We start from the raw sequence: 21,102 nt of genomic DNA on the forward strand, positions 1-21,102 counted from the left end.
ATTCGCATCGTGAAAAGCGATTGGCTTCGGTCGAGTCGATCGCTTTCACCTATACTTTGGGTTCATGGTCGATGTGGAACTGCGGCACCTGGCGACGATGGCTGCCATCGTCGAGGAGGGCACGTTCGGGCGCGCGGGCGCGCGGCTCGGCTACACGCAATCGACGATCAGTCAGCAGATCGCCGCGTTGGAGAAGTCCGTCGGCGGCGCGCTGTTCGAGCGGCCGGGCGGTCCGAGGCCGGTACGGATCACGCCGCTCGGCGCCGTAGTACTCGAACAGGGACGCGACCTGCTGGCGAGGGCCGATGCACTCGCCGATGCCGTTGAGCGTTTCAAGGCCGGCGATGGCCGGATCGACATCGGCACGTTCCAGAGCGTGTCCAGCGTGATCCTGCCATCGGTGGTACGGCGACTGCGTGACGAGCACCCCGCCTGCGAGATCAGGCTTTCCGAGGTGCCGGCGGATCCGCCGATCGGCGACCTGGACCTGTTGTTCTACGACCGACCAGTCGACGGTGACCTCGAGCACGTCAAGCTGATCGACGATCCCTACCTGCTGGTGGCCAGACCCGGCGACTTTCCTGACGGCCCGGTACGACTGAAGTACCTCGATGACCGACCGATGGTGGGCTGCCATCCAACCTGCGACCAGGTGTGGATGGACCGGGCCCTCGCCGATGCTGGTGCGCGACCGCGGATCGTCTTCCGCTCCCCAGGCAACGAAACGATCCTGTCGATGGTGCGAGCCGGACTGGGGTGGGCGGTGCTGCCGCGGCTCGCCCTCCACGGAGCCGAGGCCCGGTCCGACGACCGGCTCGCGATCCACGAACTACGCCCGGTGCCGACCCGCGGGATCTACCTCCACTGGCCGGCCGCATCTTCCCAGTCCCCACTGGCCGTGCGAGCGATCGAGATCGCCACCGAGATCGCCACCGAGATCGCCGCCGAGGTTTCAGCCGACCTCACGAGCAGCTGAGGCTTCTCCTGGCGGGCCCGACAAGTGTTCACCGTCGCCTACGAGATGCTCGGATCGGCGGTCGCCGTCGATTCGTTGATGCAGGCACCTGTCACCCATGGCTCGGGTGTGGGAGATGTCAGCCGAGGCCGGATCGGGCGATGACGTTGGTGATGCTGATGCGAACTGCGGTGAAGCCTTCCTGTACGAATGATTCAGCGAATTCCTCTGCGGGTTGAGCGGGGTAGTAGCGGTCGGCGATGCCCGCGGCGACGTGTTTGATCTGGTCTGGCTCCGCAGAGGTTCGTGCATGTCCTTCGATGGCGACGAAGCTGTAGGGTTGCCGCTCGTCGCTGACGCAGACTGCGATGCGCCTGTCGTGCGCCAGGCTGTTGCCTTTGACGCTCCCGGGCGATAGGGCGAAGGCGAGTTCATCGCCGTCGAGGATGAAGCAGACCGGGGTGACATGGGGTCGCCCGTCAGCACGGGTGAGGGCTATGTGGGCAAGCCTTGTTCCCGCTGTGACGAAGGATCGCCACTCTGCGGCGGTCATTGTTGCCATTGGCGTGTTTCCTTTCGTTCGATCTTGCGATTTCCACGTGGGCGGCACCTGCAGGCACCCGCGCTGCCCCTGCCCTCGCTCCGCGCGGGCCCACCACAGCTGGACGCACCACAACCCGGAGCGCCACCAACATGCTCAGCTCGCGACAGTCACGATCGTTCTGCCGCGGGCCTGCACGCGGACCACCAGTCGTCGGCAGCTAGGGGGTGCTAGGCCAAGTGCGGTCGGAGCATCTAGAAGCGCCAGCGGGTACCGCTGAACCCGTTCTCCTTACCGAAGGCGAACACCTGTGCCGGCTCGACCGTGTAGACGTGCCGAGGATCATTGAGGGCGGTGTCGGCTGGATCGTAGAACTCGCCGTCTCTGACGAACGGATGCCACCACGGATACTTGGCCGAAAACAGGTCCGCAACTTTCTGTAGTCGGGCTGCGTTCCGAATGAGATGGGCGGCGCCTTCGATAACCAAGTCGACCTCATGACCTGGCACCGTGACCGCGCAGCCGTTGTTCCGCGCGAGGTTGCGGGCCTTGCGGGCCTGCCGGAAGGTGACGAAACAGACCGCTCCTTCGAGCCATACACCCAGCACCGGCACCACGTGCGGCCGCCCATCCGGGTCGGTAGTTGCGAGCAGGAAGTCGCCCGCCTTGGCCACGCGCGTCTGCACGTCCGCCCAGTTGAGCGCTGTCAGAGGTGTGCCGAGAGGGGTGGACAGTTGCTCGGGAGTCGGCTCCAACTCCGCCATGTACACCTCCTTGGTGAGTAGCCGCCGCTAAGGCCCAAGACCAGGATTTGAGAGTCCCAAGCGCCGGCCGGGACGGTCTGCCGCGGGTAGCCAACCGACTGTGCAGTACGTCGTCATACCAATGACACTATGTTCGGTGGCACATTGAGAAAAGCGATGGTTTGCGATCGAATTGATCGCTAAGGGCGATGCTATGGCTCGTGGCTGACATCGAGCTGCGCCACCTTAGGACCATGGCTCCTATCGCCGAGGAAGGAACGTTCGAGCGAGCAGCGGCTCTCCGAGCACGCTGCAGGCATCAGCGACACATCAGCAGACTCCGCGCATTGTGCTCTGTGAGCCTGCGAGATCACCTGGGTGTTCCCACGGCTGTTCCCGCGCGCATATACGAGCGCGAGTTGGGGTCGTGATCCGTGCTCTGTCCTAGAAGTACAGCCGGACTTTGTGATGTTGCGGGGACGGGCCCGGACTGCCAGCGGTCCCGAAGCGGCGACCTTGAACACCAACCAGGGACCGCGGACACGAAATAACGTGTTCAAGGCCCCGACTACCTGTCCCAGGTCCCCACTCTTGGTCGGGGCCGCTGATCAGTCCGGGCGACCCTTCAGCCGGCGGCTGACCGCACGCTCGGCCTCCCGGCTCGCCTCGCGCTCGGCGAGCGCGTACCGCTTGTCCCAGGTCTTCTTACCGCGGGCCAGGGCGATCTCCACCTTCGCGCGACCGTCCTTGAAGTAGAGGGTCACCGGGACGATCGTCAGCCCGCTCTCGTTGACCTTGCGCTCGATCTTGTCGATCTGGGCACGATGCAGCAGCAGCTTCCGCTTGCGGCGTGAGCCGTCGTTGAACCAGCGGGCCTGGGAGTACTGCGGGATGTGCACGGCGTGCAGCCAGATCTCCCGGTCCTCGACAGCGGCGAAGCCGCCGACCAGGGACGCCCGCCCGGCACGGAGCGCCTTCACCTCCGCACCCTGCAGCACGATCCCCGCCTCCCAGGACTCGCCCAGATGGTAGTCGTGGGCAGCCTTGCGGTTGCGCGCGATCACGGGGTCGGTCTCGGGCTTCTTCACACGGTGATTCTGCCCCGACAGCCCGACAGCCCGGCAGCCCGACAGCCCGACAGCCCGACCTGCGTGCCAACTGAGGCGAGCCGGCTGCCCTGGCCGAGCGGCTGTGAGACGCCGACGCAATCTTCGAGGGCTTCTGCCCGGACACGCACCCGCTCGAGGTCTGCGGCCACGTCCACCATCCGGCCGATCAGCGTCGGGTCGACCGAGTAGTCATTGGTGTCGAGGCGGACGTAGTAGTCGCGTCCTCGATGTTGGGGTCGGCCCATTGTCCGACCGTGTGGACAAGTACCTCGTCCGACGAGGGACACGCACCTTAGTGACACACGTCAGTCTCAACGGCTGAGCGAAGGAACCCGCGCAGCTTGCGGTCCGCTCCTCGGACACGTGCAGCTGGTCAGTGCTCTGGTTCGACTCGGCGGAGCGCCTCCAGCACCGTGAGAATGGCCGGCCGGGGTGGGGCGCCTCGGCGTACGACGGCGGTGATCGCGCGGGGGACCGGTACGACGAGGGGCCGGGTGGCGACCCTGTAGCGGGGATCCACTGCAAGGCTGGGGAGCATCGCGACCGACAGGCCGGCCTCGACGTGCCGCAGCAGCGTCGAGTAGTTGCTGAACCGGCCGACCACCCTGGGCTCGAATCCGGCCTGGCGGCAGAGCCGGGTGGTCAGGTTGGCCATGTAGGACTGGGGTCTGTCGAACGCCCACGGCTCGTCGGCGAAGGCCGCGAGGTCGGCCGGTCCCCGGCCCGCGGTCGGATGCTCGGGTGGGACGACGAGCACGATCAGGTCGGTGGTCAGCGGGACGAGATCGAGGTCGGGTCCGAGTGGCTCCTCGACGAAGTCCGTGGTGGTGATGATCAGATCGGCGTCGCCGCTCCGTAACGCGGCCAGACTCTCGTGCGGCTCCAGTTCCAGCACCTGGATCTCGAGGTGTGGGTACGACCGGGCCAGCCGGATCACCGCGGGTGTGACCAGGGTGTGGATCGAGCTCTGGAACGCACCGAGCCGGACCTGCCCGGCCGGCTCCGTCCCGAAAGTCCGCAGTTCGTCCTCGACCGCGTCCATGTGATCGAGGATCGCCTGCGCCCGGCGGGCCAGGATCAGCCCGGCCGGGGTGAGCCGGACCCGCCGCCCGGCGCGCTCCAGCAACTTGGTCCGGGTCTCCGCTTCGAGCAACGCGAGCTGCTGGGACACGCTCGAGGCGCTCAGATCGAGAGCCGCGGCGACAGCGCGGATCGTGCCGTGGGCCGCCAGCTGGTTCAGCAGCCCGAGCCGCCAGGGGTTGAGCGTCATACCGGCATTCTTGTACGGATCTCCCGAACAGCAAGTGCGGAAATGTGTGCTGGACGTGATGTTCGAACGGACTCTAGCGTCGAGTGCATGACGATCTGGACAGACATCGACCGGCACCTGGTTCGCTATGCGGGACCCGGAGAGTTCAGCCCCGACATCATCGACCGCGCGGCCGGCAGCTTCCTGTTCACCGAGGACGGTCGCCGGATCCTCGACTTCACCTCTGGCCAGATGAGCGCGATCCTCGGGCACTCACATCCCGAGATCGTTGCTACGGTCCAGCGCCAGATCGGCATCCTCGACCACTTGTTCAGCGGGATGCTGAGCCGCCCGGTCGTCGATCTGGCCCGTCGGCTCGCCGACACTCTTCCCGAGCCGCTGGAGAAGGTGCTGCTGCTGACGACCGGCGCGGAGTCGAACGAGGCCGCGATCCGGATGGCCAAGCTGGTCACCGGGAAACACGAGATCGTCTCGTTCGCCCGGTCCTGGCACGGCATGACCCAGGCGGCGGCCAACGCCACGTACAGTGCCGGCCGGAAGGGCTACGGGCCCGCCGGGCCGGGCAACTTCGCCATCCCGGCGCCCAACACATACCGGCCCGATTTCACCGACGCCGACGGCGAACTCGACTGGCAACGGCAACTGGACTTCGGCTTCGACCTGATCGACGCCCAGTCCGTCGGCAGCCTCGCCGCGTGCATCGTGGAGCCGATCCTGAGCTCCGGTGGGATCCTTGAACCACCCGCCGGCTACCTCTCCGCGCTGCAGCAGAAGTGCCGCGAGCGGGAGATGCTGCTGATCATCGACGAGGCGCAGACCGGGCTCTGCCGAACCGGAAGCTGGTATGCCTTCGAGCGAGACGGCGTCGTACCGGACATCCTTACGCTGTCCAAGACGCTCGGGGCAGGTCTCCCGATCGCCGCCGTGATCACCAGCGCCGAGATCGAGGCGGCCGCCCACGACCGCGACTACCTCTTCTTCACAACCCACGTCTCGGATCCGCTGGTCGCGGCCGTCGGCAACACCGTCCTCGACGTCCTGATCCGGCACCGGCTCGACGAACGGTCCGCAAAACTGGGGGTGTTCCTCCGGCAGGGACTCGACACGCTGGCCGACCGGCATCCCATCGTCGGTGACATCCGCGGCCGGGGTCTGTTGGTCGGCCTGGAGTTGGTCGCGAACGGCGCCGACCAGCTGGGAGCCCGCGTGACCCGGCGCTGCCTCGAACTGGGGCTGCACATGAACATCGTCCAGCTTCCCGGCATGGGCGGAGTGTTCCGGATCGCACCGCCCCTGACCGCCACCGAAGATGAGCTGTCCCTCGGGCTGGAGATCCTGGACCGGGCCCTGGCCGACATCGCCTGACTCTGACCGAGGGGGTGTCTCGCGGCCCGTGGCCGGATTCACTGATACGCAACGCGTTCACCGACTGACGTGGTAGAAGGGAGTGCATGACTGCGAACAGCTCTCAGTTGACCCGAACGCTCTCGAATGGTGCGGAGATCCCGATGCTGGGCCTGGGGGTCTGGCAGGTGGAGGACGGCCCGGAATGTGAGCGGGCGGTCGCCTGGGCGCTCGAGAGGGGCTACCGGCTGATAGACACGGCGCAGGCGTACCGGAATGAGTCCAGTGTGGGGCGAGCGATCCGGAGCAGCGGCATCCCCCGAGAGGAAATCTTCCTCACCACGAAGTTCTACCCGGGAAGCCAGGACCCGCTGGCCGAGGCAGAGAAGAGCGTGGAGCGGCTCGGCACCGAGTACGTCGACCTCTACCTCATCCACTGGCCGCAGGGAGGGCCGACGTGGGCCTGGCCCGGGATGGAGAGGGCGAGTGAGGCCGGCCTGGCGAGGGGCATCGGAGTTTCGAACTTCAGCGCCGCAGAGCTCCATGAGGTCTTGAAGACGAGCCAGATCCAGCCGGCGGTCAATCAGATCCAGTTCAGCCCGTTCGAGTATCGCCGGGCCCTGGTCGACGCGTGTGAGGACGCGGGCGTGGTCGCACAGGCATACAGCCCACTGGGAACCGGGCGGCACCTCAGGGATCCAGTCGTCGAGCGGATCGCGTCTGCCACTGGACGTACACCGGCTCAGGTCCTGATCAGGTGGGCGATCCAGAAGGGACTCTCGGTCGTCCCCAAGTCAACCCACCGCGAACGCATCGACGAGAACTTCAACGTCTTGGACTTCGAACTCGACGCAGCGTCCGTCTCCGCCCTGGACGCCCTCGACACCACCGGCCAGACTCCCGACGCGCTCTCCCGGCGCGGTAAGTGGTGGTGATGGTTGGCGGGTCCGCCTCACCGGGAATCCGCACGAGAAGTCAGCGATGAAGGTGGTTCTTGTCAACTGAGCTGGAGGGAACCGCCGGGGGCGTCGACTGGACTCAGCGCAGTGGTCCGAGTCAGGAGTACGACCGAGGGCAACCGCAGGCGGAGGTGAACGCCGCGATCGACGGCGTACTTGGCGTCCAGCAACGAGACGAGAAGCTCGTTGCCATTCGCGCTGACGACCCACTCCGACTTCCGCAAGTTGATAGCCGCCGTGATGCTGAGCAAGGAGGAGGGGTTGCCGCTGCGCGAGCTCGCTAGGCTGTCAGTCGTGATCGGTGATTTCGAAGGGTGGCCGCGGGCCGCCTTCGATGTGCTGCTCCAGCTTGACGGTGATCCTTCCGCTGATGTCAGGCGACGATGCAGGAGAGACCGGGAGGAGCTGGTTCGCCGTCCGATGATCGAGCTGCTCAATGCGGTGGCTGACGCGGATTCCGAGTACGAGGACTTCTCAGTCTGGGGCTACGGTGACGTGTTGGTGGAGGCATGGCAGCGGCAGCACGCGATTGTTCGGCTGGCTCGGAACGTCGAACTGGGTATCCGGTTCGATCTCGACGGTCTGGAGATCGGCGTGGCGTGGTGGTACGCGCCGGCGGTGCAGATCGAGCGGTACCGGGCAGCGGTGGCGGCTTCCGGTTCCGGGCGGCGGCTGACCGGCATCGTCCGGAAGCTCGAGCGGGAGGGGTTCGAGATCTCGGGTGACCTGCTGAAGCGGCCGCTGCGAGGGTATCCGGCTGATCACCCGCGGGCGCAGCTGCTGAGGCATCGGTCAGTCATCGCAACCCGGCCACTCGGCTGTGACGACTGGATTCACACACCTGCCGCGGCCGACCGAGTGGTCTCCGCATTTTCCCAGGTGCGCCCGCTGGCTCGATGGCTGGTTGAGAACCTGTCACCGACCCGACCCTGACGCCGTTTCCCACCCCGCCGGTGGCTGACCGCCTGAGTGCAGGTGAGTCCATTTCTTGCAAAAATCAATCCAGATATTGCATGGATGTGTCTGCCAGGTTACGGTCTGGCCACCACCGTCCCTACCGCTCCGCGATTGAGCACCGCACCCCATCACCACCTGGTTCCACCGCGCCGCGGTCCATCAGGACTGTGCGATCGACTGTCCGCCCCCTGTCGAGAGAGAGCAGCGCATGTTCCGGTCAATCAAATCCTGGAGTGGGAGTGCCCGCGTCGGCGCGCTCGCCGCCTGTGGCGCGCTGGTCGCCGCCAGTCTTGCCGTCGTGGCGGCCGTACCGGCGTGGGCCGCTGCGTCCGGCGGTGTCGGCGCCACCCTGCCGTACGTTGAGGTGCAGGCCGAGAACTCGTCCACCAATGGGACGGTCATCGGCCCGAGCGCCGACTACAACACGCTTGCCGCCGAGTCGTCCTATCGCAAGGCAGTGACCTTGCAGGGCACCGGCAAGTTCGTCGAGTTCACGACGCCCTCGGCGACGAACTCCATCGTCTTCCGCTACAGCATTCCGGACACCGGGTCCGGGTCCGTCTACACGCCGCAGCTGTCGCTCTACATCAACGGGACCAAGGCACCCAACTTCACCCTTACCAACGCGTACAGCTGGTACTACGGCGGCTACCCGTTCACGAACTCGCCGGGGAGCAACCCGCACCACTTCTACGATGAGGTCCACCGGCTGTTCCCGACCACCTACCCGGCCGGCACGAAGTTCCGGCTGCAGGTCGACGCCGAGGACACCGCTTCGTCGTACACGATCGACTTCGCCGACTTCGAGAACGTCGCGGGCGCTCTGACCCAGCCGGCCGGCTCGGTCTCGGTGACCAGCAAGGGCGCCGACCCGACGGGCGCCGCGGACTCCACGGCGGCGTTCAACTCGGCGATGACCGCGGCCGGCGCCGGAGGCACCGTGTGGATTCCAGAGGGGACGTTCAAGATCCCGGGTCACCTGATCCTGAACAACATCACCTTCAAGGGCGCGGGCATGTGGCGCTCGACAGTCGTAGGCGCGGCGCCCGGGTTCTACGGCAACTATGCTCCCAACGGCAGCAGCGGCGTACACCTGTCGGACTTCGCCATCTTCGGCGACGTCCAGGAGCGAAACGACGGCGCCCAGGTGAACGGCATCGGTGGCGCGCTGAACAACTCCACCGTGGACCGGCTGTGGATCGAGCACGAGAAGGTCGGCGCCTGGATGGACGGCCCGTTCACCAACCTCGTCTTCAACGGCATGCGGATCCGCAACGTGACGGCCGACGGTGTGAACTTCCACAACGGCGTCACCAACTCCAAGGTCACGAACAGCGATCTGCGCAACCTCGGTGATGACGGCCTGGCGACCTGGTCGGAGCAGAACGCCGACGCAGGAGACTCGTTCGACCACAACACGGTGCAGTACCCGATCCTTGCCAACGGCATCGCCATCTACGGCGGCCACGACAACTTCGTCACCGACAACCGGGTGATCGACGCCGGCCTCACACAGGGCGGTGGAATCCACGTCGCGCAGCGGTTCAACTCGACGGCGCTGGGGCGCACGGACGTTCTGCGCAACACGATCATCCGGTCGGGGGGCCTGGACCCCAACTGGCAGTTCGGGGTCGGGGCACTGTGGTTCGACGCGCGGGACGGTGCGATGTCCGGCCTGACCAACGTCGACAACATCCTCATCCAGCAGAGTCCCTTCGAGGCCATCCAATTCGTGTCGGGCTCCAACATCAGCAATGTCAAAATCAACAACGCCACGATCCAGAACACCGGAACCTGGGTGGTCCAGGAGCAGGTCGGCGGCTCGGCGACCATCACCAACAGCACCGCCACCGGTACCCAGGCGCCCGGACCGATCTACAGCTGTGGCGTCGGCTTCACGCTCACCGACGGCGGCGGCAACTCGGGCATCTTCGGTCCTGGGGTGTGTCAGAACATCACTGCGCCGGCGTTCCCGCCGTACCTACCGGACAACGGATCGCAGATCTCGATCAGCCCGACCGCGCTCAGCTTCGGCTCCGTCGCGACCGGTTCGTCGAGCGCGCCGCAGGCCGTCACCGTCACGAACAGCGGCACCGCGGCGGCACCGGTCAGCTCCGTCGCGATCAGCGGTGACTACGGTCAGACCAACAACTGCGGCACCAGCATCGCGGCCGGCGCCTCGTGCACGGCCAACGTCACCTTCAGTCCCACAGCGGCGGGCAGTCGCACCGGAAACCTGACCGTCACCGCCGCCGGTGTCACCAGCACCGTCCCGCTCTCGGGCACGGGCGTCGCACCCGGGCCGATTCTCACCCCGAACCCAGGCAGCCTCTCCTTCCCGGACACCCAGGCAGGAGGTTCCTCGCCGACTCAGGCCGTCACGGTGACCAACTCGGGTACGACGTCGGCGACCGTGTCCGGTGTGTCCGCCTCGGGCGACTTCAGTCAGACGAACAACTGCGCGACGATCGCGGTCGGCGCGTCCTGCACGGTCACGGTCACGTTCAGGCCGACTGCGTCGGGAGCGCGTACCGGCGGCGTGACGGTGACCAGCAACGCCACCAACAGCCCGACCTCGATCTCCCTGACGGGCAACGGCATCGGGACCGACACCAACCTCGCCCGTGGGAAGCCGGCCTCGGCGAGCAGCCAGGTCAACGGCACGCAGACCCCTGCGCTGGCAACGGACGGCGACGCGAACACCTATTGGGAAAGTGTCAACAACACCTTCCCGCAGTGGCTGCAGGTGGACCTCGGAGCAGTACGCAGCGTCGGCAAGGTGACGCTGAAGCTGCCGCCGACTACGGCGTGGGGCACGCGCACGCAGACGTTGTCGGTCCAGACGAGCACCGATGGATCCACCTTCAGCACAGCAGTCGCGTCCGCGACGTACACGTTCACGTCGCCCACCAATGTCGTGAACATCACCGTTCCGGCAACCAACGCCCGCTATGTGCGGGTCAACATCACCGCGAACAGTGGTTGGCCTGCCGGGCAGGTGTCGGAGTTCGAGGTGTACCCGAGCGGTGGCACCCCGATCAACGCTCCGATATTGAGTACCAGCCCGTCCTCGCTCACCTTCGGGTCGCAGACGCTGAACACGACAAGTGCCGCCCGGGCGATCACCGTGACCAACACAGGCAGCCTGGCCGCCTCGGTCTCGAGCGTCACGGCCTCGGGTGACTACACGCAGACCAACAACTGCACCAGCATCGCGGTCAACGCCTCCTGCACGGTCAACGTCAGCTTCCGGCCGACCGCGTCCGGGACCCGCACGGGTACGTTGGCGATCAACAGCAATGCGACCAACAGCCCGACCACCGTCGCCCTGTCCGGCACCGGCGCCGGCGCCACGAGTACCAACCTCGCCGCGGGCAAGCCCACCAGCGAGTCCAGCCACGTGGACGTCTACCAGTCGAGCAACGTGACCGACGGCAACCAGGCGACGTACTGGGAGAGCGCGAACAACGCCTTCCCGCAATGGGTACAGGTCGACCTCGGCTCTGCCAACAGCGCCAGCCGGATCGTCTTGCAACTGCCCGCCTCCTGGGGCGCGCGCACCGAGACGCTGTCTGTCCTCGGCAGCACCGACGGCACGACCTTCAGCACGATCGTCGGTTCCGCGGGCTATTCCTTCGCCCCTGGCAGCAACAACACGGTAACCATCACCTTCGCCACGACGACCACGCGCTACGTTCGGCTGAACATCACGGCGAACACGGGTTGGGCGGCGGGCCAGCTCTCCGAGTTCCAGGTCTGGAACTCATAGTCAAGAACAGGCGGCCGGTACGACGAACTAGTCGTACCGGCCGGCGAGGTTTCAGTCGCAGGTGTCGCAGATCCCGTTGGCTGGGGTCTGCAGGTTGCAGATCGGGCACTTGTTGATCGGACGCTCGGCGATCGCGGCCTTGCGGGCTCGCGCCCGGGCGGCGCCGAGCTTCGGCGGGATCATCACGCTGCCACCACCGGCCGGCAGGCCGGCCGCCTCGAAGTGACGGTAGCTGGCGAGGCGCTCGTGGGAGGCATGTACATCCGCGTCCGGGGGAGTGGTACCTGTTGCTGCACCCACGATTGCGGCGTACCCGTCGAAGACGCTCTCGTCGGGGTTGACGCAGAGCGCCGACAACATCGGCTCACCCCGCCGCAGGCTCTCCGCGGACACCTCGGCGAGCACGCCACCGATCCACTGCCGGGCCGGCTGCTTGGTGCGGATGCCGGTCAGCTCCTGTACGCCGGTGGCGATGTCCTTGTGCTGCACGAGCGCCTGATACTTCTTGGCTGCGGCGAGCAGTATCTCCCGCGCGGCGCCCGCCCACTCGATCCGCGCGGTGGCGACGCCGACATCGGACACATCGCGCCAAGCGCGTTCCTCTACATCCGGCAGTTCGTGGTCTGGTGCGGCGACATCGAAAGTGGACATTGTGGAGACCCTAACCGGGCAACCTCCGATCGGCGAAAACCGCCCCCTCAGGAGCAGTACGCGAAGCTCAACACCGCGATCACCGCGGTCAGGGGATTTGGAGTGATGGGCGATGTTTCGTCACGACCCTGAGCTCTAGGCCAGCCGTAAAATGGCTGGCAGGCACGGTGGCCGGGTTGGTACCGTGCCGTGGTCCGTGACATCACGCTTGGAGGTGAGACCCCATGAACGCTGTAGCGCAGTGGGTGCTCCCTTCCCCGTGGTCACGGGCGGGCGATTGACGTAGGTGTCGCCGGGAGCGCCTCGAGAAGTTCGGCACTCCCGAAAGGAACACACCTATGAACTCTTTGCCTTTCACTCCGGGCCTTGGCGCCCACGCAGTGACGATCTCGCGCGTCGCGGACAACCAGTGGCACGCGGTGGAGAACGACCTGGTGGTCGGCCGCGGTCACGCTTCGCGCCGGCTCGACGGCCGCACCTTCCTCAGTATCGACACCTGGCGCGGCGCGGTCTTCGACCTGCTCGCCGGCGCGATGGTGGCCGACCGGCCGGAACCGCTGTACACGGTGGTCGACGAGACCGATCAAGACCTGGCGGCCAGCTGGGAACGGGCCGGATTCGCGAGTTGGCGCCGCGAGTGGGAGTTCGTCGTACCGACAGATCTGCGGGTCGGTCCGGCGCCTCTGCCGCCAGGGGTGGTGATCGCGACCGCCGGTGAGGTTGCCGAGGATCCGCTTCGCGAGCTGGACCAGGCGATTCGCGCCGAGGTCGAGGCCAGTGTCGGTTGGCAGACGATGCCGGCGGAGGTGCTGCCCTGGCAAGGCGGGACGAGGCCGATGGACCCTTCGAAGTACACAGTCGCGGTACTGCGCGATCAGTACGTCGGCCTGGTCCGGCTGGCGACGATGACCCGCCGGCCGCGAATCGGGCTGGTCGCGGTCCTGGCCAACGAGCAGCGTCGCGGTATCGCCCGGGCTCTGCTGAGTCAGGTGCTTGGTGGGCTGCACCGCTCGGGGGTCGAAACGGCTTCGGCCGAGGTCAATGAGGCCAACGTGGCCGCGATGGCGCTGTTCGAGGGGCTCGGCGCTCGTCGTACTGGGAGCAACCTGGAACTGGTCCGCCGTCAGGGAAAGGCATAACGATGGCCAGGACAGCAGGCGGCATCGAGGTCGAAGGCATCGTCGTCGAGTGCCTTCGCAACGCCAACTTCCGGGTCGAGCTCACCAACGGCCACAAGGTCCTCGCCCACATCAGTGGAAAGGTCCGGAAGAACTACATCAAGATCCTCCCCGAGGACCGCGTTCTGGTGGAGCTCAGCCCCTACGACCTCACCAGGGGCCGGATCATCTTCCGCTACCGAACCTGACCCACCGCCACCGCACTCGGCAGTGCTCCCCGCTGCCGAGCGCGCGAGGTCGGTCACTGGGCGGGTGGCGGTGCGGCGGACACAAGTGCGACGGCTATGCGGGCCGCGACCGCGGCGTTGTTTCGGGCTAGGGCGAGGTTTGCTGGGACGCTCTGGCCCTCTGTTTCCTTCTCGATTCGTTCGAGGATGTACGGCGTGACGGCGGGGCCGGTGACTCCCGCACGAGCGCTCGAGTCCAGGGCGGCGGTGAGTACGGCGTCGATGCGGGACTCTGGGATCTCGTCTTCGACGGGGATCGGGACAGTTAGCAGAACACCGGTGGCCGGCCGGGCTCGGAGGCGGAGTACGTCGCAGACGACTTGTTCGTCGTCGACCCGGTGAGGAACCGGCAAACCGCTCGATCGCGTGTAGAAGGCCGGGAACCAGTCGTGGTGCCAGCCCAGAACCGGTACGCCGACAGTCTCGAGGTACTCCAGAGTTCGCGGTAGGTCGAGGAATGCCTTGGCGCCGGCGCAGACGGTGATGACCGGGTGGTTGGCGATGGCGTCGAGGTCGGCCGAGATGTCACCGCTGAGTTCTGATCCGCGGTGGACCCCTCCAATGCCACCTGTGGCAAATACCGAGATCCCCACCGCGTGGGCCAGAGCGACCGTGGCCGAGACCGTGGTGACGCCGACGTCCCATCCTTGTGCTTGTGCCACCGCGAGATCCCGCTCGGCGACCTTCCGCGTGCCCTGCAGCACTCTCCGCTCATCGTCCTGCGAGAGGCCGACATGTGGCCGGCCGTCGAGTATCGCGACCACGGCCGCGGTGGCGCCCTGGTCGTGGACTGCTTGCTTGCAGAGTTCGAGTGCCTCGGCGTTCGCGGGGGCGGGCAGCCCGAGATTCGAGAAGATGGTCGACTCGAGCGCGACGACCGCTCCACCTCCGGCCAGAGCTTGAGCCACGTCATCAGACAAGATCGGCCGGACAGCCTTGGCATCGTCAGTCACGAACAACTCCCATTTCGTCAGTGGTCAGGGTGGCGCCAGCTTCGGTGAGGACTCTTCTGGCGAGATCGTGGCCGGCTTCGACTGCCTCGAGGTCCTCGGCGTTGTCGAGGATGGCGGAGAGGAAGCCCGCCGCAAAGGCGTCGCCGGCGCCGGTCGTATCACGCACGTCCTCGACCGGGGGCACCCGCACGGTTGCCGACCTGTTGTCGGTGAAATGAACCTCGGTGGGTTCCATGCCGTTCTTGACCACAACCGTCGTGCAAGGACTGGCGAGCTCTCGGAGGGAACCAGTGTCAGCTTCGGTTCCGTTCGCGAAGACGTACCTGGGCTGCAGTGTTCTGATCAAGGCACAGAAGGTCGCGGGTCCGACAGAGTCGATGAGATCGACCGAAGAAGCATCGAGGATGACGATGGTGCCAGTTCGTCCCTGTCTCTGGACCCTGGTGTCGACCCCTGCCATGGCTAGGTCCCGCACAAGGCTCTCGCCGACAGGGTCGTCTCCGACCCGGCCGACGAACCGGGTCGAAGTACCGAGGCTGCTCGCAAATGCGGCAACGTTGGAGGCTGCGCCGCCACGGGCGCGGTGGATTCGCGCCGGGTTGTCCGTTCCGGACCGCGGCGGACCGTCCGACCAGACGACGATGTCTTCAACCAGGTCGCCGATGCACACAAGCGCGCGGTGATTCGGTGCTGACTCGGCAGTCACGGTCACCCTCCGGTTCGGGCCTGCTGGATGTGCTCGACAAACCAGCTTGGTCCAGCCTCGCACGGTGCGATCTGTGGTCGCGGCGACTGCCTGAGAACCGCCCCGGCCAGTCAGATCGACGACGACGTCATGTCTGTGTCCGAGGAGCAGACCTCCAGTTTGTGGCGTCCTCAAAGCGGTTTGTCGTAGGCGCGTGTGACGATGCCGTCATGGTGATCTCCGAGTATGTACTGCGGGCGGCGACGGCTGATGAGCATGATCGGTTTGTGGGTCTCTTCGCCGCGGCGATGATGTTCGAGAGCACGCCGACCGACCTGGACCGGGAGCTGTTCGAGCCAGAGCGGGCGCTGGTGGCTGTGGATGGTGACCAGTTCGTCGGTACCGCTAAGGCGATGAGTCGCGATCTGTCGGTCCCCGGAGCGGTGATTCCTGCGGCGCACGTCACCGCGGTCGGCGTCCGTGCGACTCACCGGCGACAGGGGATCCTGTCCAGGCTGATGAGCCGGCAGTTGCGCGAAGTACCGGAAGCTCTGGCGGTGCTTTGGGCGAGCGAGCCCGGCATCTACGGTCGGTTCGGTTACGCCCCGGCGGCCTGGGGCGTCTCGTACGAGGTCGACCTGCGGAGAGTCATGCCGCATCCCGTGTACGGCGGTGCCGGCCGCATCGAGGAGGTGCTCGCCGACGACGCACCGGCTCAGCTGGCACCCATGCTTCGGGAGTTGCAGGCGAAGCGTCCGGGCGTGTCGGGTCGATCCGAGCAGGTCTGGCGCAGGCAGCTCCAGGACAAGCCCGAGAATCGCGGCGGTAGGACCGCACGGCAGATCCTGGTGCATCGCGATGAAGCCGGCGCGCTGAACGGGTACGCGCTGTGGCGCGGCAAGCTGAGCTGGGGACCCGCCGGTCCGGCCAACGAGGTGACTGTGGAGGAAGTGGTCGCTCTCGAGCCGACGGCGTACCACGCGCTATGGCATCACCTGCTGACTCTCGATCTGGCCGCCAAACTGGAGTACGGCAACGCCGCGGTGGACGAACCGCTGCAGCAGCTGGTGAGCAACCCGGTCGCGCTCAACCGGCGGCTGACCGAGTCGCTGTGGGTTCGGCTCACCGACGTCCCCCGCGCCCTCGCCCAGCGTCGCTATGCCATCGGTACGGACGTGGTGATCGAGGTGACCGATGACCTCATCAAGGCCAACAACGGCCGATTCCGGCTGACCGGCGACACCGAGCACGCCACTTGCGAACCCACCGAGTCCACCTCCGATCTCTCGCTGTCGGTGAACGAGCTCTCCGCGGCTTACCTGGGAGGTCGCTCGCTGGCCGAGTTCGCCGCCACCGGCCGAGTCACCGAAAACACTCCCGGTGCCCTGTCCGCGACCACAGTCGCCTTCAGCTGGCCCGTCGCGTCCGTCAGCCTCGAGATCTTCTAGCCGCCGGGCCGATCGGACTCTGCCTCATCACCCGACCCGCCGGACAGGCCCGCTAGAGCATGTTGAGTGCCTGCATCGCATCGCGTTCGATACGCGAGAGCTCGTGGAGGATGGAGCCGGCCTGTATGAACGCCTAGCGCCGTCGTCTCACAGTGCTGCAACCCGCGGACATCGAGGTCTTTCACCATGGTCATGCCGCTCATTCTTCCTACCTCGCCAGTGCTGAGCACCGGCGGAGCCACTGCGGCGTGCCTTGCGCGATCGCTTCGGTCTGGGCATCACGCAGTCGAGCCGAGCTTCGTGGCCTGAACGGGGCAAGAGAGGGCGTTACGGGGGAACGTGCGACGTTAAGCTTTCTGATCACCACGGCATCCGGGTCAGCCATCGCTCAAGAGCCGAGCAGCTTCCACGGCACGCTGCGACCGCCATACTGGCTGAGGACTACTGGGGAGGTCGAGTGGCGGCGAACTGGCCGAGAGCGCGTTTGGTGCGCAAGTCGAACATCGTCCGGGCCGTTCTTCATCTCGCCGGTGCCAGCAGGATCGCCGACGCCGCCAAGGAACTCTCCGACGGAACGCCGGGGGCGTCCGGTGACTTCTCCGGGGTTCCCGCCGAGCTGGCCGCGAATGTCCTGAGCCAGGCCGGTTACGAGTTCCGGCACGCGGCAGACGGGGATCTGAGTTCCGCGGAGGCTGCACTCGAGGAACTGCTCGCGTCCGCGCCAGAGCGCGAAACGCTGAGCCACGCGCTGCGCAGCGGCGAGGCGCTGCGCACTTACCTGCTCGACGACCGAGGCGGGCGAAAGCGCCGGACCGGCCTCTTGTCCGACGACGCACAGAGGTACTTCGATCGCCTCCTCGACCTCACCTGCGGATTCGTCTCGCTGACGGTCCACCGAACAAATCGGTCCGGACAGGCTGAGCGGGCCGGAATCGCGGAGATGCTGATCAGCATAGATCTGCTGCAGAGGGCCATAGCCGAGGTGCTCGAGCTGCAGAGGGCAGATCAGCAGCCGAATAGTGTGGCGGCGACCAGCGACACCATGGCCACAGTCCGGTCGGCAGGTGCGAGTGCGCGGCAGAGCGCGCAGCCGGAGATCCTGCCAAGCATGGACCGGCTCGCCGCCCTCGAGCGCGCGGTGGGACCGGTAGCCGCGCACTCGAAGGCCCTCATGATCATCGGCGAAGGGGGACTCGGCAAGAGCGTGCTTGCCGGTCAGATCTTCGGGCGGTTCGAGTCGGAGGGTGACACGGCGGCGGTCTTCGTTCCGTGCACCCGGATCCCGGCCTCTGCCGAACTCGTCAGCGCGGCCACGGTGGACCTCGCCTTCGGACAGGCCGCCTCCGGAGTTCGGGAGGCGGCTCCGCTGACCGCGATCCTGGCCGCGGCGCCGGTCACTTCGCAGGTGATCGTCATCGTGGACACCCTCGATCTCATCCTGACCGAGGACAACGCGGACGACATCTCCTACGTACTGCGCCAGGTCGCGCGGAGAGCCCTGCTGCTGATGACCTGTCGGGACCAGGAGTGGCACAGCTATCTGGAGCCGGAGCGCGACCTGGTGGGTGCGCTTTATCGCCTACCGAACCTGACGCCGGACGAGATCCGCGAATGGGCTGATGCCTATGTGCAGGCCAGTGACATCCCCCAGTCTCTTCGCGAGACGTTCGCGAAGAGTTTGAATCTGCGCGTCTCCGGGACGGCCGTCAGAGACGTCTTCTCCTCGCCACTGCGCCTCGCGATGGCTTGTGATATCTATGCCGCAGCCGGGGTTGTTCCTGAAGGCCTCACGGTCACCCGCCTGTACGACTCCTACTGGGAGCGCCGGATCGCCCGAGACCGGCGCGCTCGGCGAGCAGACCGGGCCGCACACCAGGTCCGCACCGCCGAGGCACTGGCAGCCTCGGTCTGGGAGGCGAGCGGCAGCCGGTTGGCCGAGTTCGTCCCCGAGAACGACTCGATGACCTCCGCCGGTCTCAACAACCTGCTCAGCGAAGGAATCGTCCAATCGACCGGTGGGCGGTACGCCTTCTTCCACCAGACCTATACCGAGTTCGCAGTCGGACGCCACCTCGCCATCCGTGGTACCAAGGCTGACCTCGTGCGGCTGGAAGGCGGGCTGCGGGCCGCAGTACCCGGCTACTGGGGGATCGCCAAGCACCTGCTCATGCTGGAGATCGACCGGGTTCGGCTCCAGGAGTTGTCTGCGCACGTGCCGAAGGACTCGGTGGAGGGGATCCGGATCCACTTCCAGAGCGCGATCGCTCAAGACGACGGGCCGTTGGTCGAGCGCTTGGCCGCCGATCTGAAAGAACGTCATCCTGCCCTCCTCATCGCAAGTGTCGACGTCTTGGAGTTGGCGACCGGCAGCTGCGTCGGCCCTGCGCTAGAGGTCGCCGTGTGGTGCCTGAAGCGCGCGGAAGGCGCGAGCTTCTCGAGGGTCGCGATGACAGTCGGGTCGCTGATCAACGCAGCCGAACCTGTTCACCAGACGGTGGCCTTCGAAGTTGCCCTGAGGCTCTGTCTCAAGCGCCTGGGCATCGACGGCAGGAGAGACATGGGTCCTGTCGTCCGGCGGTTGCTGGAGCAGACCGTGATGTCCGGGACGACCGAGGTCGACGTACGGGTGCTTGTCGATCGGTACAGCAGACTGCCAGAGACTGCCCGGGCAGCTGTATTGACCTTTGCGCGGCGCGCAGGAACCGATCCGCGACTAAAGGCCGACGTGATCGCACGAGCTCTGCGGCACCGCTGCCCTGCTGGAGCTGTGGATGACGCCGTGGCGGTGCTGGCCGACGTCTGGCAAGACCCTGGCGTTCAAACTGCGGGTGGCTGGTCAGACTGGCAGTCGATGCTGAGTGCTTCACTGCCGGATCGATGGGTCTCCTGCCAGCTGAAGCTCATGCGCCGGCTCTGCGCAAATCGCGAGATTGCCCGGGAACTGCTGGCGGTGGCGTTCGATCCGGACCTCTCGATCGAGCGGACCTCGTACACGAACGCTGTCATCTGGCTCGCCGTCGACGCCCCCAACCTTGTCGCGCAGGCTGTCCTCCAAACATCAGACACAACCTCCAACCCGGTGCTGGGCACCTTGGCCACTGTCGCGAGCCACCTTGCCGGCCACTTGGACGCTGCTACCCGGTTGGAGCTCGCCGACGCTTTGGAAAGCCGTCTGTCCGACCACCCGCACAGGATCTGGCCGGTCGTCATCAAGCTCGCCGGCCAGAACCCTGCCCGCTTGCAGGAGTACCTCGACCGGCTGACCCGCTTCTCCGCTGGCAACGCGGACGAGCTGATGCATGGACGGACAACGGTGCGGCGGGGTTTTGACGCGATCCTGTCCTCGGCGAGCCCGGCCGTCGTCCGCGAACTCGAAGTGGAGCTCAGCGCGCTCTGCTCGTCCCCGGATCCAGCCGATGCCGAGCGGATGGCTCGTCTGCAGGGTCGGTTGACCCCTGTCTCGGCCTCGGCTCGGGACTGGATCTCGGCGGAACTACTCGAACGCACCCGGATGAAAGTAGGGAGAGCCGCGACCAAGGCAGTAGCCGACTCGCTGGACGACTGGGAGTCCGAAGAGTTCGATCAGGTCGGTCTGCCGTGGGTGCTTGGGCTGCTCGAGTCGGAACATCCGTACGCCGTCACCGTCTTGGCGGCCTTGGTCGAGAAGCGGAGCAGGACTCTGCCGCTGCCTGGGACGTGGGCGCCAATCCTCGTCGACAGGCTGGTGCGCTCGGTCGTTGCCGGCGAGGACACCCAGGTCCAGACCGCCGTGATCCGGCTGATCGCGGCGATCGACCGCGCGACCGGAATCAGCACCGGAGACGTGGCGACGATTCTCGAGACGTATCTCGAGGCTGTCCGGCGTGCCCTCGTCTCGTCGTCCGAAGCGGAGGCCCGGGCGGGTTCGGCCGGTTACGCCCGGCTGCTGGACGCCATCACGATGCTGGGGATGCATCACCTCACGGCGGAGGAGTTGGGCGACCTCGTGGTCAGTGTGCTGACCACGATCGACTCGGCCGCCGTGGTCTGGCGCAGGAAACCCGATACCGACATGGCAGGCAAGCCCCGGGTGAGCCTGGGGATCATGCTGATTGGTGTCGTGACCGAGCAGCCTCTCGTGCTGCCTCGGCTGGAGGATGCGTGGGAGCGTTCCTCGGCTTCCAACAAGGCAGCGATAGCGGAATGCGTGTCAGTGGTCGAGGCCGGTACCCGTGGCGTTGTCAGCCTCAGGTTGGCGCGCCGGGATGACTGCCCGCCCGAGATCTCGAACCTGCTCCACGCGCGCTTGGGCGGATAGGCGCGCTCGGCGAGGC

General features: G+C 66.4%; 16 protein-coding genes and 2 pseudogenes. 9 read left to right on the forward strand and 9 right to left on the reverse strand.

All coding sequences use genetic code 11. The features are described from left to right. The first annotated feature begins 64 nt into the window (after positions 1-64). Positions 65-976: a LysR family transcriptional regulator gene (locus ABD210_RS20615; RefSeq protein ID WP_344113447.1), complete on the forward strand. Its 912-nt coding sequence runs from the start codon at positions 65-67 to the stop codon at positions 974-976. 118 nt (positions 977-1,094) lie between these two features. Here ABD210_RS20615 and ABD210_RS20620 read toward each other — a convergent pair whose 3' ends face one another. From ABD210_RS20620 to ABD210_RS20640, 5 genes and pseudogenes are all read right to left on the reverse strand, one after another. Beyond that, entirely contained in the window at positions 1,095-1,517 is a 423-nt protein-coding gene (locus tag ABD210_RS20620) for a PPOX class F420-dependent oxidoreductase (protein WP_344113449.1), read from the reverse strand. Positions 1,518-1,750: 233 nt separating this feature from the next. Beyond that, positions 1,751-2,260 carry a pyridoxamine 5'-phosphate oxidase family protein gene (locus tag ABD210_RS20625; RefSeq protein ID WP_344113452.1) on the reverse strand — a complete coding sequence of 170 codons (510 nt, stop codon included), beginning with the start codon at positions 2,258-2,260 and terminating at the stop codon, positions 1,751-1,753. A gap of 587 nt (positions 2,261-2,847) precedes the next feature. After that, complete coding sequence (smpB, locus tag ABD210_RS20630; RefSeq protein ID WP_344113454.1) at positions 2,848-3,327, reverse strand: SsrA-binding protein SmpB; 480 nt, start codon at positions 3,325-3,327, stop codon at positions 2,848-2,850. Positions 3,328-3,458: 131 nt separating this feature from the next. Continuing rightward, positions 3,459-3,569: pseudogene (locus ABD210_RS32505) on the reverse strand (Mu transposase domain-containing protein); the annotation flags it as partial. A gap of 152 nt (positions 3,570-3,721) precedes the next feature. Continuing rightward, on the reverse strand, positions 3,722-4,618 hold the full coding sequence (locus ABD210_RS20640) for a LysR family transcriptional regulator (protein WP_344113456.1): 897 nt from the start codon (positions 4,616-4,618) through the stop codon (positions 3,722-3,724). A gap of 87 nt (positions 4,619-4,705) precedes the next feature. Between ABD210_RS20640 and ABD210_RS20645 the strand changes: the two genes are divergently transcribed. The 4 genes from ABD210_RS20645 (at position 4,706) to ABD210_RS20660 (ending at position 11,647) form a co-directional block, all read left to right on the forward strand. Then, positions 4,706-5,983 carry an aspartate aminotransferase family protein gene (locus ABD210_RS20645; protein WP_344113458.1) on the forward strand — a complete coding sequence of 426 codons (1,278 nt, stop codon included), beginning with the start codon at positions 4,706-4,708 and terminating at the stop codon, positions 5,981-5,983. 86 nt (positions 5,984-6,069) lie between these two features. Next, positions 6,070-6,897, forward strand: a complete 828-nt coding sequence (locus ABD210_RS20650) for an aldo/keto reductase (RefSeq protein ID WP_344113460.1) — start codon at positions 6,070-6,072, stop codon at positions 6,895-6,897. A 210-nt stretch (positions 6,898-7,107) separates the two neighbouring features. Next, positions 7,108-7,854 carry a DUF2461 family protein gene (locus ABD210_RS20655; RefSeq protein WP_344113461.1) on the forward strand — a complete coding sequence of 249 codons (747 nt, stop codon included), beginning with the start codon at positions 7,108-7,110 and terminating at the stop codon, positions 7,852-7,854. Positions 7,855-8,086: 232 nt separating this feature from the next. Next, complete coding sequence (locus ABD210_RS20660) at positions 8,087-11,647, forward strand: choice-of-anchor D domain-containing protein (RefSeq protein WP_344113462.1); 3,561 nt, start codon at positions 8,087-8,089, stop codon at positions 11,645-11,647. Between the two features lie 51 nt (positions 11,648-11,698). On the opposite strand, the gene ABD210_RS20665 is transcribed toward ABD210_RS20660, so the two are convergent. Then, positions 11,699-12,298 (reverse strand): hypothetical protein, encoded by a 600-nt coding sequence (locus ABD210_RS20665; RefSeq protein ID WP_344113463.1) that lies wholly within the window; start codon positions 12,296-12,298, stop codon positions 11,699-11,701. 338 nt (positions 12,299-12,636) lie between these two features. Here ABD210_RS20665 and ABD210_RS20670 point away from each other — a divergent pair, with 338 nt between their 5' ends. Together ABD210_RS20670 and infA are read left to right on the forward strand one after the other, a co-directional pair. Continuing rightward, entirely contained in the window at positions 12,637-13,437 is an 801-nt protein-coding gene (locus tag ABD210_RS20670; protein WP_344113464.1) for a GNAT family N-acetyltransferase, read from the forward strand. 2 nt (positions 13,438-13,439) lie between these two features. Beyond that, positions 13,440-13,664, forward strand: a complete 225-nt coding sequence (infA, locus tag ABD210_RS20675) for a translation initiation factor IF-1 (protein WP_344113465.1) — start codon at positions 13,440-13,442, stop codon at positions 13,662-13,664. A 53-nt stretch (positions 13,665-13,717) separates the two neighbouring features. Here the strand turns inward: infA and ABD210_RS20680 are convergent, their stop codons facing one another. The 3 genes and pseudogenes from ABD210_RS20680 to ABD210_RS32510 form a co-directional block, all read right to left on the reverse strand. Beyond that, positions 13,718-14,656, reverse strand: coding sequence for a pseudouridine-5'-phosphate glycosidase (locus ABD210_RS20680; RefSeq protein WP_344113467.1), 939 nt, complete (start codon positions 14,654-14,656; stop codon positions 13,718-13,720). Beyond that, entirely contained in the window at positions 14,649-14,906 is a 258-nt protein-coding gene (locus ABD210_RS20685) for a PfkB family carbohydrate kinase (RefSeq protein ID WP_344113468.1), read from the reverse strand. Before ABD210_RS20685 ends, ABD210_RS20680 begins: the two co-directional genes overlap by 8 nt. Before the next feature lie 165 nt (positions 14,907-15,071). Next, positions 15,072-15,425 (reverse strand): annotated as a pseudogene (locus tag ABD210_RS32510) (carbohydrate kinase family protein); the annotation flags it as partial. Between the two features lie 146 nt (positions 15,426-15,571). On the opposite strand from ABD210_RS32510, the gene ABD210_RS20690 reads away from it, so the two are divergent. Beyond that, entirely contained in the window at positions 15,572-16,789 is a 1,218-nt protein-coding gene (locus ABD210_RS20690; protein WP_344113469.1) for a GNAT family N-acetyltransferase, read from the forward strand. Positions 16,790-17,276: 487 nt separating this feature from the next. Next, positions 17,277-21,086 (forward strand): NACHT domain-containing protein, encoded by a 3,810-nt coding sequence (locus ABD210_RS20695; protein WP_344113470.1) that lies wholly within the window; start codon positions 17,277-17,279, stop codon positions 21,084-21,086. Positions 21,087-21,102 lie beyond the last annotated feature (16 nt).

Origin of the sequence: Kribbella alba, assembly GCF_039529635.1 — a bacterium.
Taxonomy (GTDB): domain Bacteria; phylum Actinomycetota; class Actinomycetes; order Propionibacteriales; family Kribbellaceae; genus Kribbella; species Kribbella alba.

Excerpts from the sequence above, each read along its gene's own strand:
- ABD210_RS20640 (WP_344113456.1), bottom strand. The coding sequence starts at position 4,618 with ATGACGCTCAACCCCTGGCGGCTCGGGCTGCTGAACCAGCTGGCGGCC.
- ABD210_RS20690 (WP_344113469.1), top strand. The coding sequence starts at position 15,572 with ATGGTGATCTCCGAGTATGTACTGCGGGCGGCGACGGCTGATGAGCAT.
- ABD210_RS20645 (WP_344113458.1), top strand. The coding sequence starts at position 4,706 with ATGACGATCTGGACAGACATCGACCGGCACCTGGTTCGCTATGCGGGA.
- ABD210_RS20625 (WP_344113452.1), bottom strand. The coding sequence starts at position 2,260 with ATGGCGGAGTTGGAGCCGACTCCCGAGCAACTGTCCACCCCTCTCGGC.
- ABD210_RS20620 (WP_344113449.1), bottom strand. The coding sequence starts at position 1,517 with ATGGCAACAATGACCGCCGCAGAGTGGCGATCCTTCGTCACAGCGGGA.
- ABD210_RS20615 (WP_344113447.1), top strand. The coding sequence starts at position 65 with ATGGTCGATGTGGAACTGCGGCACCTGGCGACGATGGCTGCCATCGTC.
- infA (WP_344113465.1), top strand. The coding sequence starts at position 13,440 with ATGGCCAGGACAGCAGGCGGCATCGAGGTCGAAGGCATCGTCGTCGAG.
- ABD210_RS20650 (WP_344113460.1), top strand. The coding sequence starts at position 6,070 with ATGACTGCGAACAGCTCTCAGTTGACCCGAACGCTCTCGAATGGTGCG.
- ABD210_RS20665 (WP_344113463.1), bottom strand. The coding sequence starts at position 12,298 with ATGTCCACTTTCGATGTCGCCGCACCAGACCACGAACTGCCGGATGTA.
- ABD210_RS20670 (WP_344113464.1), top strand. The coding sequence starts at position 12,637 with ATGAACTCTTTGCCTTTCACTCCGGGCCTTGGCGCCCACGCAGTGACG.
- ABD210_RS20660 (WP_344113462.1), top strand. The coding sequence starts at position 8,087 with ATGTTCCGGTCAATCAAATCCTGGAGTGGGAGTGCCCGCGTCGGCGCG.